At 69.5% G+C, this 12,986-nt stretch carries 14 protein-coding genes; 12 read left to right on the forward strand and 2 right to left on the reverse strand.

Annotation, left to right across the window (positions count from 1 at the left end; genetic code table 11):
• Position 1: 1 nt before the first annotated feature.
• Genes C9E82_RS03340 through C9E82_RS03365 form a run of 6 tightly spaced genes read left to right on the forward strand, consistent with a single transcriptional unit; the run spans position 2 to position 4,880 of the window.
• Positions 2-658, forward strand: a complete 657-nt coding sequence (locus C9E82_RS03340) for an amino acid ABC transporter permease (protein ID WP_119896210.1) — start codon at positions 2-4, stop codon at positions 656-658.
• A gap of 29 nt (positions 659-687) precedes the next feature.
• Entirely contained in the window at positions 688-1,485 is a 798-nt protein-coding gene (locus C9E82_RS03345; RefSeq protein WP_119896209.1) for a transporter substrate-binding domain-containing protein, read from the forward strand.
• A 53-nt stretch (positions 1,486-1,538) separates the two neighbouring features.
• Complete coding sequence (locus C9E82_RS03350; protein WP_119896226.1) at positions 1,539-2,273, forward strand: amino acid ABC transporter ATP-binding protein; 735 nt, start codon at positions 1,539-1,541, stop codon at positions 2,271-2,273.
• Positions 2,270-3,190, forward strand: coding sequence for an NAD(P)-dependent oxidoreductase (locus C9E82_RS03355; protein WP_119896208.1), 921 nt, complete (start codon positions 2,270-2,272; stop codon positions 3,188-3,190). Before C9E82_RS03350 ends, C9E82_RS03355 begins: the two co-directional genes overlap by 4 nt.
• Positions 3,191-3,192: 2 nt before the next feature.
• Positions 3,193-4,152, forward strand: coding sequence for a sugar kinase (locus C9E82_RS03360; RefSeq protein WP_119896207.1), 960 nt, complete (start codon positions 3,193-3,195; stop codon positions 4,150-4,152).
• A complete protein-coding gene (locus tag C9E82_RS03365) occupies positions 4,149-4,880 on the forward strand; it encodes a fumarylacetoacetate hydrolase family protein (protein ID WP_119896206.1) in 732 nt (243 codons plus the stop codon). Before C9E82_RS03360 ends, C9E82_RS03365 begins: the two co-directional genes overlap by 4 nt.
• A 31-nt stretch (positions 4,881-4,911) precedes the next feature.
• On the opposite strand, the gene C9E82_RS03370 is transcribed toward C9E82_RS03365, so the two are convergent.
• On the reverse strand, positions 4,912-6,447 hold the full coding sequence (locus C9E82_RS03370; protein ID WP_119896205.1) for an argininosuccinate lyase: 1,536 nt from the start codon (positions 6,445-6,447) through the stop codon (positions 4,912-4,914).
• Between the two features lie 169 nt (positions 6,448-6,616).
• On the reverse strand, positions 6,617-7,984 hold the full coding sequence (locus C9E82_RS03375) for a dicarboxylate/amino acid:cation symporter (RefSeq protein WP_119896204.1): 1,368 nt from the start codon (positions 7,982-7,984) through the stop codon (positions 6,617-6,619).
• Positions 7,985-8,186: 202 nt separating this feature from the next.
• Here C9E82_RS03375 and C9E82_RS25230 point away from each other — a divergent pair, with 202 nt between their 5' ends.
• The 6 genes from C9E82_RS25230 (at position 8,187) to C9E82_RS03405 (ending at position 12,954) form a co-directional block, all read left to right on the forward strand.
• Positions 8,187-9,878: a sensor histidine kinase gene (locus C9E82_RS25230; RefSeq protein WP_119896203.1), complete on the forward strand. Its 1,692-nt coding sequence runs from the start codon at positions 8,187-8,189 to the stop codon at positions 9,876-9,878.
• Positions 9,875-11,206, forward strand: coding sequence for a sigma-54-dependent transcriptional regulator (locus C9E82_RS03385; protein ID WP_119896202.1), 1,332 nt, complete (start codon positions 9,875-9,877; stop codon positions 11,204-11,206). Before C9E82_RS25230 ends, C9E82_RS03385 begins: the two co-directional genes overlap by 4 nt.
• 93 nt (positions 11,207-11,299) lie before the next feature.
• Positions 11,300-11,620: an ArsR/SmtB family transcription factor gene (locus tag C9E82_RS03390; protein ID WP_119896201.1), complete on the forward strand. Its 321-nt coding sequence runs from the start codon at positions 11,300-11,302 to the stop codon at positions 11,618-11,620.
• Positions 11,617-12,033 carry an SRPBCC family protein gene (locus C9E82_RS03395; RefSeq protein ID WP_119896200.1) on the forward strand — a complete coding sequence of 139 codons (417 nt, stop codon included), beginning with the start codon at positions 11,617-11,619 and terminating at the stop codon, positions 12,031-12,033. The genes C9E82_RS03390 and C9E82_RS03395 overlap by 4 nt, the downstream gene beginning before the upstream one ends.
• Positions 12,034-12,114: 81 nt before the next feature.
• On the forward strand, positions 12,115-12,330 hold the full coding sequence (locus C9E82_RS03400; RefSeq protein WP_119896199.1) for a hypothetical protein: 216 nt from the start codon (positions 12,115-12,117) through the stop codon (positions 12,328-12,330).
• A gap of 150 nt (positions 12,331-12,480) precedes the next feature.
• Complete coding sequence (locus tag C9E82_RS03405; protein WP_119896198.1) at positions 12,481-12,954, forward strand: hypothetical protein; 474 nt, start codon at positions 12,481-12,483, stop codon at positions 12,952-12,954.
• The last annotated feature ends 32 nt before the right edge of the window (positions 12,955-12,986 follow it).

Genomic DNA, 12,986 nt, shown 5'->3' on the forward strand with positions numbered 1-12,986 from the left:
CATGATCCGCGAATTTTCCTCGGCCGACATCCTGTTCATCGTCACCGCCGTCCGCTGGACGCTGATCCTGTCGGCCATCGCCTTTGCCGGCGGCGCCATCGGCGGGCTGGCGATCGCCCTGTCGCGCAGCTCGCAGAACCGGGTCCTGCGCCGGATCGCCACCGGCTTCATCCAGGTCTTTCAGGGCACGCCGCTGCTGATGCAGCTGTTCCTGGTCTATTTCGGGCTGGCGGTGGTGGGCCTGCCGATCGATCCGCTGCTGGCCGCCGCCGTCGCGCTGACGCTTCATGCCAGCGCCTATCTGGGCGAGATCTGGCGCGGCGCCATCGAGGCCGTCCCCTCGGGGCAGAGCGAGGCCGCGACCGCCCTGGCGCTTGGCTATCGCGACCGGATGCGGCACGTCATCCTGCCGCAGGCGATGCGCATCGCCACCGCGCCGACCGTGGGTTTCCTGGTCCAGCTGATCAAGGGCACCTCGCTGGCCTCGATCATCGGCTTCACCGAACTGACCCGCGCCGGCCAGATCGTCAACAACGCCACCTTCCAGCCGTTCCTGGTCTTCGGCACCGTCGCGGCCCTGTATTTCCTGCTGTGCTGGCCGCTGTCGCTGCTGGCCCGGCATCTCGAAGCCCGGATGCGTCGCGCGCTGATGCGCTGACACCAAACCACCCTTGAGGAGGGGGAGCCATGCAACTGAACCGTCGTCTTTTCACCACCCTTGCCGCGGGCGCGCTGGCCGCGGGCCTTGCCGGTCCCGCAGCCGCCGCCGACCTGGCCGCCATCGAGAGCGCGGGCACGGTCAAGGTGGGCATGCTGGTCGATTTCCCGCCCTTCGGCATCATGGACAGCGCCGGCCAGCCAGACGGCTATGATGCCGACGTGGCGAAGGCGCTGGCGGAATATCTGGGCGTCCAGCCGCAAATCGTGCCGGTGACCGGGCCGAACCGCATCCCCTATCTGCTGTCGGGACAGGTCGACGTGCTGGTCGCCTCGCTGGGGATCACCGAGGAACGCGCGGCGCGGGTCGATTTCTCGGACCCCTATGCCGGGATCAGCATCGCCGTCTATGGCGATGCCGGGCTGGAGATCGCCGGACCCGAGGCCCTGTCGGGCCAGACCGTGGCCGTCGCGCGGGCCTCGACCCAGGACACCGCCGTCACCGAGGTCGCGCCCGCCGACGCGCAGATCCGCCGCTTCGACGACGACGCCAGCGCCGTGCAGGCGCTGATGTCGGGGCAGGTCAGGCTGATCGGCGCCTCGAACGTGGTGATGGCGCAGATCGGCGCTGCCGTGGGCGACCGTTTCGACAAGAAGTTCGACCTGTCCAGCCAAGTGCAGGGCATCGCCGTCGCGCCGGGCTCGGACGCGCTGCTGGAGAAGGTGAACGCCTTCGTGGCCGAGGCCAGGGGCGATGGCACGCTGGACGAGATCCACCAGAAATGGCTGGGCGAGCCGCTGCCCGATTTCGTGAAGAACGCCGAGTGAGAACGGCCTGCCCGGCCGTCGCCGGCCGGGCGCTTTTCCAGGGGGATCTGACCATGACGGAACATGCGATCATCATGCGGGCCGTGAACAAGTATTACGGCGCATTCCACGCCCTTGCCGATATCGACCTGACGGTCCAGCCGGGCGAGCGGATCGTCATCTGCGGCCCCTCGGGTTCGGGCAAGTCGACGCTGATCCGCACGATCAACCAGCTGGAACCCATCGAATCCGGCACGATCGTCGTGGACGGGGTCGAGCTGACCGCCGGCGGCGAGAATGTCGCCAAGGTCCGCAAGGATGTCGGCATGGTCTTTCAAAGCTTCAACCTGTTCCCGCACATGACCGTCCTGGAAAACTGCATCCTCGCGCCGATGAAGGCCCGCAAGGTCAGCCGCGCAGAGGCCGAAAAGACCGCGCGCCACTATCTGGAGCGGGTGAAGATCCCCGAACAGGCGGACAAATATCCCGCGCAGCTGTCGGGCGGCCAGCAGCAGCGCGTGGCCATCGCCCGCGCGCTGTGCATGAAGCCGCGGATCATGCTGTTCGACGAACCCACCTCGGCCCTGGACCCGGAAATGGTCAAGGAGGTGCTGGACACGATGATCGACCTGGCGCGCGAGGGGATGACCATGCTCTGCGTCACGCACGAGATGGATTTCGCCCGCGCCGTGGCCGACCGGGTGATCTTCATGGACAAGGGCCGCATCGTCGAGGAGAACGCCCCGGCGGAATTCTTCGGCAACCCGCAAAACGAGCGCCTGCGCAACTTCCTGGGCCAGATCGCATGAGCCGGCCGCGCATCCTGGTCCTGGCCGATCCCAAGCCGCAGGAAATGGCCGACCGGCTGGCGGCGGATTACCGGATCACCCGCGACATCGCCGATGCGGGCGACGTGGAAATCGTGCTGACCACCGGCGGGCTGGGCCTGTCCTCGGCGCAGATGGCCGCCCTGCCCGCCCTGCGGCTGATCGCGGTCAATGGTGTCGGCGTCGATGCGGTGGACCTGGAACAGGCCCGCGCGCGCGGCATCCAGGTGACGACGACGCCGGACGTGCTGTCGGATGCGGTGGCGGAAATGGCGCTGGCGCTGGCGCTGGCCACGGGCCGCCGCATCGCCGAGGGCGACCGCTTCACCCGCGCCGGAAACTGGGCCGCCGGGGGCAAGCTGGGGCTGGGGCTGCCGGTCCTCGGGCGCCCTGCCGGGATCCTGGGCTATGGGCGGATCGGCCGCCGGCTGGCCGGGATGCTGCGCGCCCTTGGCAGTCAGGTGCTCTATACCAGCCGCAGCGAAAAGCCCGACAGCCCCGACGGCTTCCGCCCCGACGCGCAGGCGCTGGCCCGCGATTGCGAATTGCTGTTCGTGACGGCGGCCGGGGGCGAGGATACGCGCGGTCTGGTCGGCGCGGCGGAACTGGCCGCGCTGGGGCCCTCGGGCATCCTGGTCAACGTCGCGCGCGGCTCGCTGGTGGACAATGCCGCGCTGGCCGAGGCGCTGGCGCAGGGCCGCATCGCCGCGGCCGGGCTGGACGTGGTCGAGGGCGAGCCGGAGGTGCCGCAGGCATTGCTTCAGGCGCCGAACTGCGTGTTGACGCCGCATATCGGCTCGGCCACGGCGCAGGCGCGGCGGGCGATGGCGCAGCTGGTCCTGGACAATATCGCGGCCTTCACCGCCGGCCGCCCCCTGCCCACGCCTTACGGGACCTGATCATGCGCATCCTTGCGATCGGAGAGCCGCTGGTCGAATTCACCGCCCGACCCGATGCCCCCTCGACCTTCGACCGGCGGCTGGGCGGCGATACGCTGAATACCGCCATCTATCTGGCGCGGCTGATGGGTCCGGGCGCGGTCGGCTATCTGACCGGCCTGGGCGACGACGCCATGAGCCGCTGGCTGATCGCCGAGGCCGAGGCCGAGGAGGTCGGCATGGCGCCGGTGGTGCTGCGGCCGGGCGGGCGGCCGGGCGGGCGGCCGGGGCTCAGCTTCATCTCGACCGACGCGGCGGGGGAACGCAGCTTCCTCTATTGGCGCGAGCACGCCCCCTTCCGCAGCCTGTTCTGCGACGCCGGGCAGGCGCCGCTGGCGGCGCTGGAGCAGGCCGGGACGCTGTTTCTGTCGGCGATCACCCTGGCCGTGCTGCATGAGGAAGGCCGCGCGCGCCTGATCGAGGCGCTGGCCCGGCGGCGAAAGGCGGGCGCGCGGATCGTCTTCGACACCAATTACCGCCCCGCGCTGTGGCCCGATGCCAAAACCGCCGGCCGGGTCATCGCCCAGGCGGCGGGGATCGCCACGCTGGTGCTGCCCTCGACGGACGACATGGCCGCCTGTTTCGGCACCGCCGCCCCGGCCGAAGCGATGGCGCTGCTGATGCGCCTGACCGAAGCCGAGATCGTCCTGACCACCGGCGGCGCGGCTGTCCTGCGCCGCGCGGCGGGGGAAACCGAGGTTCAGACCCACGCCCTGCCGCCCGCCGTCGCGGCGCGCGACACGACCGGGGCGGGCGACAGCTTCAACGCGGCCTATCTGGCGGCGCGGCTGGCGGGCCTGGCGCCGCAGCCGGCCATCCTTGCCGCCGCGCGGCTGGCGGCGGTGGTGGTGCAGCATCCCGGCGCGATCATTCCGCGCCACGCCATGCCCGGCGATCTTCCGGGCCTGCGGGTGGCCTCGTGACCGGCTTCGACGCCGGGGCCGCCGCGCAGGTGCTGCTGGCGGCGCGCCGTTCCGCTCGCCCGGCCGACGGCCTGACCCCGCCGCCCGGCGACACCGCCGCCGCCTATGCGGTGCAGGAGGCGGTGCTGGCCGGGCTGGGCGATCCCGGCGGGCTGTGGAAGATGGCGCTGCTGGGGGGCGCGGACCGCGAATGCGCGGTGCTGCCCGGCGCGACCCTGGCGCAGTCCGGCGCGCTGCTGGCCGTGCCCGCCGATGCGCGGATCGAGGTCGAGACGGCGTTCCTGATGGCCGCCGATCCCGGCCCCGACGCGGCCGAGGACGACATCCTGCGGGCCATCGCCGCCGTGCATCTGGCCTTCGAGCTGGTGGCGCCGCGCCTTGCGCCGCAGGCAAAGCTGCCGCCCCTTGCGCGGATGGCCGACAGCTTCAGCTCGGCCGGCGTCGTTCTGGGCTCGAAGCTGGCGAAGCCGCCGGCGGACCGGCTGGGGATCGCGCTTGAGCTGGACGGCAGGCCGGTCCCGACAACCGAAGCCGCCGCCCCCCTCGCCGATGCGCTGGATTTCCTGCGCTGGCTTTCCGGCCATGCGCGGCGCCAGGGGCGGGACCTGAAGGCTGGCGACGTGATCATCACCGGCGCGCGGATCGGCCCCCTGCCCCTGAACGGCGCCCGCCATGCCCGTGCGAAGGCCGCGGGCGCCTGCGTCGAATTGCGGCTGGGGGACGCCTGAGCCCCAGCCCGGCGTCACCCTCGGCCCGGCGTCAGTTGGACAGCAGCGCGCTGAAATCCTGGTCCAGCCGCGCCAGCGCCGCCGCGACATGGTCGCGCCGTTCCGCGATCCAGCCCTCCTGCCGGGCCAGCCGGTCGCGGGCCTCGGCGATCATGCGCTCCATCTCGGCCGGTTGCGGGCCGCCCGCGGTGGCGCGGTTGCGGATGATGGCGACCGGGTCCAGCGTCTCGCGGAAGACCTGTTCGGTCAGCGGCAGCTCCTGCGGGTAATCCTTGCCCGCGACGGTTTCGGCATAGATGCGCTGCGCCTCAGCATAGGGGAAATCCAGCGGGCCGAGGTCATTCTGGCGCGCATGGGTCACGATCTCGGACGCGAAGTGATGGCCCTCGCGGAACGGCAGGCCATGGTCGCGCATCAGCAGGTCCGCCAGTTCCTGCGAGGCGGTCCAGTCGCTGTTCAGCTCCTCCAGCGCGCGTTCGGGATTGATGACCAGCGCCTTCAGCACGCGGTCCAGCCGGTCCAGCACGCCGATGGCCGCGTCGACCATCTCGGAATTGGCATCCACCGATTTCGGATCGGGCATTCCCGGCGTGATGTTGTGGGTCTGGATGATCGGCCCCATCGCCAGCGTCACCGCGGTCGAGGCGTCGCTGCGGGTATTGTTCAGCAGGCCCGGATTGCGCTTCTGCGGCATGGCGCTGGAGACATAGGTGTTTTCGCCCCCCTCCTCCAGCAGGATCCAGGGCCGGGTCTGCGCATATTGCGTCATGATGTCCTCGACGAAATTGCCGCTGTGCAGCGCGATCGAGGTGACGATGCCGGCCAGTTCCACCGGCTGGTCCATGGACGAGATCTGCGAGGCGTCATAGGCGTTGTCGACCAGCGCCGCGAAGCCCAGGTAATCCGCCATGCGCTGCCGGTTCAGCGGCCAGCTGCTGCCGTTCAGCACGGTCGTGCCCATGGCGCTGCGGTCGATGCGGGCATAGGCCTCGCGGATGCGCTGCGCGTCGCGTTCAAGCCCGGCGGCATGGCCCAGCAGGTAATGGCCGAAGCTGTTGGGCTGGGCGGCCACGCCATTGGTATAGTTCGGCACGACGGTATCGGCATGGCGCGCGGCCAGATCGACCAGCGTGGTCGAGGTCGCGTTCAGCTGCTCGGCCAACTCCAGCAGCTTGTCGCGCAGGATCGCGGCGCGATAGGTCGCATGCATGTCCTGGCTGGAGCGTCCGGCGTGAAGCAGCGTCACATCCTCGCCGCCCGCCTCGATCAGCAGCGGCTCGAAGCTGATGACGGTATCGGGGCGCTCGGCATCGGGCTGGGCACCGTCCTCGATGACCTGCGCCAGGGCCGCGGCGATCGCGGGCGCCAGCTGCGGGTCCAGCAGCCCCTCGTCGCTGTTGATGACGGTGGTGGCCTTGTTGATCTCGGCCAGCCAGAAGAATTCGTCGCGCGGGGCGACCTCGGCCGCGGCCAGCGTCGCCTGGCAGGCGAGAATGCCGGCAAGCGCCAGGCCGGCGGCGCGCATCGGCAGGCGGCGGGCGGGTTGGATGTCGGTGTGGTGTTGCATGGTTCCTCCCTTGGATTGTTGTTCCGTGGCCCTGTCGGTTCCTCGGGAACCGGGCCGCTTGCGTCAATCTTCGATGACCGCTGCCGCCCCTCCCGGCGGGGTTCCGCCTGATCGCGGAACCGGATCGCGGATGTCGACGCGGGGCGCCGCGGCGCGGCGCCCCCCTGGCTCAGTCGGCATTGGCCTCGTTCAGCTGCAACCCGGCGGGCGCACCGCGCAGGTCATGCACCGGCTCCGCCATGCCGCCGGCCTCGCCCGCCATCACCCGGTCGAACTGCTCGCGGTCCAGCGCGCCTTCCCAGCGGCTGACCACGACCGTCGCCACGGCATTGCCGATGAAGTTGGTGATCGAGCGGCATTCCGACATGAAGCGGTCCACCCCCAGGATCAGCGCCATGCCCGCCACCGGGACGGTCGGCACCACCGACAGCGTGGCCGCCAGCGTGATGAAGCCCGCGCCGGTCACGCCCGCCGCCCCCTTCGAGGACAGCATCGCCACCAGAAGCAGCAGGACCTGCTGTTGCAGCGACAGGTCGGTATTGGTCGCCTGGGCGATGAACAGGGCGGCCAGCGTCATGTAGATGTTGGTGCCGTCCAGGTTGAAGGAATAGCCGGTCGGCACGACCAGCCCCACGACGGGGCGCGCGCAGCCCGCCTTCTCCATCTTCTCCATCAGCGAGGGCAGCGCCGATTCCGAGGACGAGGTGCCCAGCACCAGAAGGATCTCGGCCTTCAGGTAGGAGATCAGCCGGAAGATCGAGAAGCCGTTGACCGCGCAGACCGTGCCCAGGATCACGATGACGAACAGCGCCGAGGTCAGGTAGAAGGTCCCGACCAGCGTCGCCAGGTTGACGATCGAGGCGATGCCGTATTTGCCGATGGTGAAGGCGAAGGCACCGAAGGCGCCGACCGGCGCGGCCTTCATCAGGACGTCCACCACGCGGAAGATCGCGAAGCTGGTCGCCTCCAGCACGTTCAGCACGGGCTTCGCGCGATCGCCGACCAGGATCATGCCGATGCCGAACAGGATGGCGATGAACAGCACCTGCAGGATATTGCCCTCGACGAAGGCCGAGACCAGCGTCGTCGGGATGATGTCCATGACGAAGCCGGTCAGCGAGCTTTCATGCGCCTTCTCGGCATAGCCCGACACCGCGCCCATATCCAGCGAGGCGGGGTCGATGTTCATCCCCGCCCCCGGCCGCACGACATTGGCCACGACCAGCCCGACGACCAGCGCCAGCGTCGAGAAGGTCAGGAAATAGCCGAAGGCCTTGCCCACGACCGAGCCCACGCCCTTCAGCGTGCCCATGCCGGCCAGCCCGGTCACGATGGTCAGGAAGATGACCGGGGCGATGATCATCTTGACCAGCTTGATGAAGCCGTCGCCAAGCGGTTTCAGCGCCTCGCCGGTCTCGGGGTAGAAATGGCCGATCAGGGCGCCCGCGACGATCGCGCAGATGACCTGGAAATAGAGATGCCGATAGATGGGTTTCGGCGTCTGCGCCACCGGCGCCGCGGATGTATCGAATTGCATGGGGCCTCCTCCTGCCTCGGGTGACGTAATCGTGACGACCATTCTACGCAGCGGCAGGGGGACGCCCAAAAAACGGGCGTATGGCAGCAATGCATTGATTTCATGGATTTTACGGTCTGGACGGGCCTTGCATCCGTGTGGTTTTCCACACAGGCCGAAAGTGCTAGTGTGGAATTCCACACAGGCCGGATGGCGGGGTTCGATGGCAGCAGCGGGGGATTCGCGGGATCGCGGCGGGGTCTCGGCCCGGACCGGGTGGCCGGTGGCGCTGCTGCTTGGCCTGGCGGTCGCGCTGGCGCTGCTGGCCGCGACCTTCCGCCTGTCGCGCGAGGCGGCGCTGGCGGACCTGACCGATGCCGCCGCCTCGGTCGCGCAGGAACGGGTGCAGGCGCTGGAAAGCATCCTGGCGCGGCAGCGCGCGGTGGCCACGGTGCTTTCGGACGATTCCGTCATGCGGCAGGCGCTGCTGGCGCCCAGCATCGCCAATCGCAGCGACGCCTCGGTCAAGCTGGCGGGGTTGCAGGCCCAGACCCGCAGCTCCGTGCTGTATCTGCTGGACCGCGAGGGCGTGGCGATCGCGGCCTCGAACTGGAACGAGGCGGCCAGCTTCATCGGGCAGGACTACAGCTTCCGCGACTATTTCAGCCAGGCGATCCTGGCGGGCGAGGCGACGCAATTCGCGCTTGGCACGGTCAGCGGCCGGCCCGGCCTCTACCTGTCCCATGACATCACCGCCGGCGCGGACCAGGTCGGGGTGATCGTCGTCAAGGTGGAGTTCGACGACCTGGAGGCGAACTGGGCGCGCGATCCGAACCCCACCTTCGTCACCGACGAGGCCGGGCAGGTGTTCCTGACCAGCCTTGACGACCTGCGCTTCCAGCAGATCCCGGCGCCGGAACCCACGCAATTCGCGACCCATCTGGAGGTGCCGGGCGCGCCGGGCTGGCGGCTGGCGATCCATTCCTCGTCCCGGCCGGCGCTGCGATGGGCGGGTCTGACCACCGGCAGCGCCGGGCTGCTGCTGCTGCTGGTGGCGCTGGCGGCGGGCCGGGCATGGCGGCACCAGCGCGAGATCCGCCAGAAGGCCGAGGCCGAACGCCGCTATCGCGCGGATCTGGAACGGGCCGTGGCCGAGCGCACCCGCGACCTGTCCGACGAAATGCGCGAACGCCGCGCGGCCGAAGAGCGGCTGTCGAAGCTGCAGGGGGACCTGGTGCAGGCGAACAAGCTGGCCGCCCTGGGCCAGATCACGGCGGGCGTGGCGCATGAGGTGAACCAGCCGCTGGCCACGATCAAGCTGCTGGCGCAGAACGGGCTGGCCATGCTGCCCTCGGATCAGGCGCCGGACGTGGCGGGAAACCTTGGCAGCATCGTGCGGATGACCGACCGAATCGCGCAGATCACCACCGAGCTGCGCAGCTTCTCGCGCAAGGCGACCGGCCATGTCGGCCCGGTCTCGGTCAAGGAGGCGGTCGAGGCCTCGGTCCTGCTGGCCGCCAGCCGCGGCAGCGGGCGCGACATGCGGCTGGAGGTGGCGCCCATCCCGGCGGAGCTGCGCGTCATGGCGGAAACCGTGCGGCTGGAACAGGTGATGGTCAACCTGATCCAGAACGCGCAAGAGGCGCTTGCGGGGCGTCCCGATCCGCTGATCCGCATCCTGGTCGGCGAGGGTCCGATGGTGCGGATCACCGTCGCCGACAACGGGCCGGGCCTGGCGCCCGAGATCGCCGCGACCCTGTTCACGCCCTTCGCCACCAGCAAGCCCGAGGGCGTCGGCCTGGGGCTGGTCATCTCGCAGGACATCGCCCGCGATTTCGGCGGCCGGCTGACCGCCGAGCCCCCGCGGCCCGGCACGGGCGCCGTCTTCCACCTCGATCTGCCCAGGGCGCCATGACCGAAGCCGCGCTGATCCGCCTGGTCGACGACGACGCCGATCTGCTGCAGGCGCAGGTCCAGACCCTGCGGATCAGGGGCTATCGGGTCGAGCCCTTCGACAAGGCGCAGGACGCGCTGGCCGGGCTGGGGCCGGACTGGCCCGGCGTGGTGCTGTCGGACGTGCGGATGCCGGGCATGGACGGGTTCGAGCTGTTCGCGCGCATCCATGCGCTGGATGCCGAGATCCCGGTCATCCTGCTGACCGGCCACGGCGACGTGCCGATGGCCGTGGCCGCCCTGAAGGAAGGCGTCTACGACTTCCTGACCAAGCCCGTCGACGCCGACCAGCTGGGCGCCTCGCTGAACCGGGCGGCCTCGGCCCGCGCGCTGGTGATGGAAAACCGGATGCTGCGCCGGCAGCAGCAGGAAGGCGCGGCGCAGGACATGCAGCTGATCGGGCACAGCCCCTTCATGCTGCATCTGCGCGAGACGGTCGAACGGCTGGGGGAAGCGGGGGGCGACCTGCTGATCGCCGGGCCGGACGGCGCGGGCAAGGAAACCGTCGCGCGCGCCATCCATCGCGCCAGTCCCCGCCGCGCCCGTGCCTTCGTCCATGTGAAATGCGCCGCGCTGGACCCGGCACGCTTCGACGCGGAGATGCTGGGAACCGAGCCGCAGGGGCGCCTGCCGCGCAATCCGGGGCAGCTGGAACGGGCCCATCGCGGCACGCTGTATCTGGACGGGATCGACGGGCTGGCCCCGGTCCTCCAGGCCCGGCTGCTGGCCCTGATCGAGGCCGGCGAATTCACCCCGCCCGGCGCCGCGGCCCCCCGGCCGCTGGAGCTGCGCGTCATCGGCTCGGTCGCCGGCGACCCCGAGGCGGCGCTTGCGGCCGGCGCCATCCGCAGCGATCTCTATTACCGGCTGGCGGGGGTGGTCCTGCCGCTGCCGCCCCTGTCAGAACGGCGCGAGGACATCCCGGAACTGTTCCGGCATTTCCTGCTGGCGGCCTGCAAGCGGCTGAACCTGCCGGTCACGCCGCTGACCGGCGCGGTCAAGGCCCGGCTGGCGGGCTATGGCTGGCCGGGCAACCTGCGCGAGCTGCAGCAATTCGCCGAGAGCCACGCCTTCGGCCTGACCCCCTTCGACGCGGCCGGTCCCGACACCCCCCCGCCCAGCCTGGCCGAGCTTGTCGCGGCCTACGAGGCCGAGCTGATCCGCGACGCGCTGCGGATCGAGAAGGGCAACGCCACCCAGGTCATGAGCCGCCTGCGCCTGGCCCGCAAGACCTTCTACGACAAGCTGAACCGCCACGGCATCAAGCCCGCCGACTTCCGCAACGGATAGCGCAGCCGGGCGGCCTGCCCGATCACCGCCTTGTTGACTCATCCATACCCCGCTGGCTATACGTTATCCATAGCCAGCGGGGTATGAGTTGCGATGCCGACCGACCAGGACCTGATCTTCCGGGCGCTTGCCGACCCGACGCGGCGCGCGATCTTCGAACGGCTCTGCGAAGGCGACCGGACGGTCGGCGAGTTGACCGCGCAGGCCGGGGTCTCGCAGCCGGTGGTCTCGAAGCATCTCCGCCTGCTGAAACAGGCCCGGCTGGTGCAGGGCCACCCGGAAGGGCGGCAGACCCGCTACAGCGCCCGGCCCGGCGCGCTTGACCCGCTGGCCGACTGGACCCGGCGGATGGTCGGCTTCTGGAACGCCCGGCTGGACGGTCTCGAAGACCTGCTGAAGAGGATGGACCAATGACCGAGGAAAGGCGCTCGCTTGCCGTGGAACGAGAATTTCCGCATCCGCCGGAACGGATCTGGCGGGCCCTGACCCAGCCGCATCTGATCGCGGAATGGCTGGCGGAATGCGATTTCGCCCCGGTCGCGGGTCATCGCTGCCAGCTTCGCTTCGACTGGGGCGCCGTCGATTGCGAGGTCCGGGTCGTCCAGCCGCACAGATGCCTGTCCTATAGCTGGAACTCGGGCGACCTGGAAAGCGTGGTGACCTGGACCCTTGCCGCGACCCGGACCGGCACCCTGCTGCGCGTCGAGCAGATCGGGTTCAAGCCGGATCAGCCAAGATATTTTCACGGCGCCAGAATGGGTTGGCCACGGTTCCTCGATCAGATCGGGCAGGTTCTGGCGCGGATGGACGGCGATGTGGAACCGTAATCGCCTGCCGCCCGCGCGCCAATGACCTGCGATATGCCCCATAGAAGACTGTAAAACAACATTTCTTCAGGGAGGATACCGATGAACTGGAACCGCCTGGTGCGACAGCTTCACCGCTGGATCGCGGTCGCCTTCACGCTGGTCGTGCTGCTTATCTTCGTCGCGATGGGCCTGGGCCAGCAGCCGCCGGAATGGTTGTATTTCCTGCCGCTTCCGCCTCTGTTCCTTCTGATTTTCACTGGTATATACCTGTTTTTCCTTCCATATGTTGCAAAGACTGGTCGCCGGGCGGGCTGAACATCAAGTCTTCCAGTGATTTGTGAAATTACCGCTTCAGTCCATTGAACAAAAACCATAAACCAGCCGCACCTGAGCCGCCGGGCGACATGCCGCCGCTCCTGACGCCACCCGCTTGATTTCGCGACCCGAAGCGGGCCTCATGAGGGCATGACGCCCGCCAAGCAACGTTCCCTGCCGCGCCGCGTCCTGCCGCGCGTCGTCGCCGCCCTTGGGCTTGTGGCGGCGGTCCTGCTCAGCTGGTGGATGCGCATCGAGGATGCCCGCACGGCCGACACCCCGCCCCGGATCGCCTTCGGCCAGCCGGTCGATCTGGGGCGGGTCATGCTGACGCCGCTGTCGCTGGCCGTCGCGCCCGAGGGGGACGGGCCGCCGCAGCTGGTCCTGCGGGCGCGGCTGGAAAACCTTACCGGCCGGACCGAGGGCGCGGTCTTCGGCTTTCCCCCGCGCCCGCCGCTGGTCGACGCGGGCCAGGCCGACTTCCCTCAGCCCGAGATCTTCCTGGACCGCGACGGCGAATATCTGCGCCATGTGCAGCCGCGCATCCCCGAAGAGGTCACGATCACCTGGGACATCCCCGCCGGCTGGCAGCCGCAAGAGATCTCGCTGACCTTCTTCCGGTAGAATTTCAAGCTGCGCGACAATCTCTATGGCCA

The organism is Paracoccus sigandri, assembly GCF_003709565.1.
GTDB lineage: Bacteria > Pseudomonadota > Alphaproteobacteria > Rhodobacterales > Rhodobacteraceae > Paracoccus > Paracoccus siganidrum.

Coding starts and splice junctions, on each gene's coding strand:
- C9E82_RS03375 (WP_119896204.1), bottom strand. CDS start 7,984: ATGCAATTCGATACATCCGCGGCGCCGGTGGCGCAGACGCCGAAACCC.
- C9E82_RS25230 (WP_119896203.1), top strand. CDS start 8,187: ATGGCAGCAGCGGGGGATTCGCGGGATCGCGGCGGGGTCTCGGCCCGG.
- C9E82_RS03350 (WP_119896226.1), top strand. CDS start 1,539: ATGACGGAACATGCGATCATCATGCGGGCCGTGAACAAGTATTACGGC.
- C9E82_RS03385 (WP_119896202.1), top strand. CDS start 9,875: ATGACCGAAGCCGCGCTGATCCGCCTGGTCGACGACGACGCCGATCTG.
- C9E82_RS03390 (WP_119896201.1), top strand. CDS start 11,300: ATGCCGACCGACCAGGACCTGATCTTCCGGGCGCTTGCCGACCCGACG.
- C9E82_RS03405 (WP_119896198.1), top strand. CDS start 12,481: ATGACGCCCGCCAAGCAACGTTCCCTGCCGCGCCGCGTCCTGCCGCGC.
- C9E82_RS03345 (WP_119896209.1), top strand. CDS start 688: ATGCAACTGAACCGTCGTCTTTTCACCACCCTTGCCGCGGGCGCGCTG.
- C9E82_RS03340 (WP_119896210.1), top strand. CDS start 2: ATGATCCGCGAATTTTCCTCGGCCGACATCCTGTTCATCGTCACCGCC.
- C9E82_RS03395 (WP_119896200.1), top strand. CDS start 11,617: ATGACCGAGGAAAGGCGCTCGCTTGCCGTGGAACGAGAATTTCCGCAT.
- C9E82_RS03355 (WP_119896208.1), top strand. CDS start 2,270: ATGAGCCGGCCGCGCATCCTGGTCCTGGCCGATCCCAAGCCGCAGGAA.
- C9E82_RS03370 (WP_119896205.1), bottom strand. CDS start 6,447: ATGCAACACCACACCGACATCCAACCCGCCCGCCGCCTGCCGATGCGC.
- C9E82_RS03400 (WP_119896199.1), top strand. CDS start 12,115: ATGAACTGGAACCGCCTGGTGCGACAGCTTCACCGCTGGATCGCGGTC.
- C9E82_RS03360 (WP_119896207.1), top strand. CDS start 3,193: ATGCGCATCCTTGCGATCGGAGAGCCGCTGGTCGAATTCACCGCCCGA.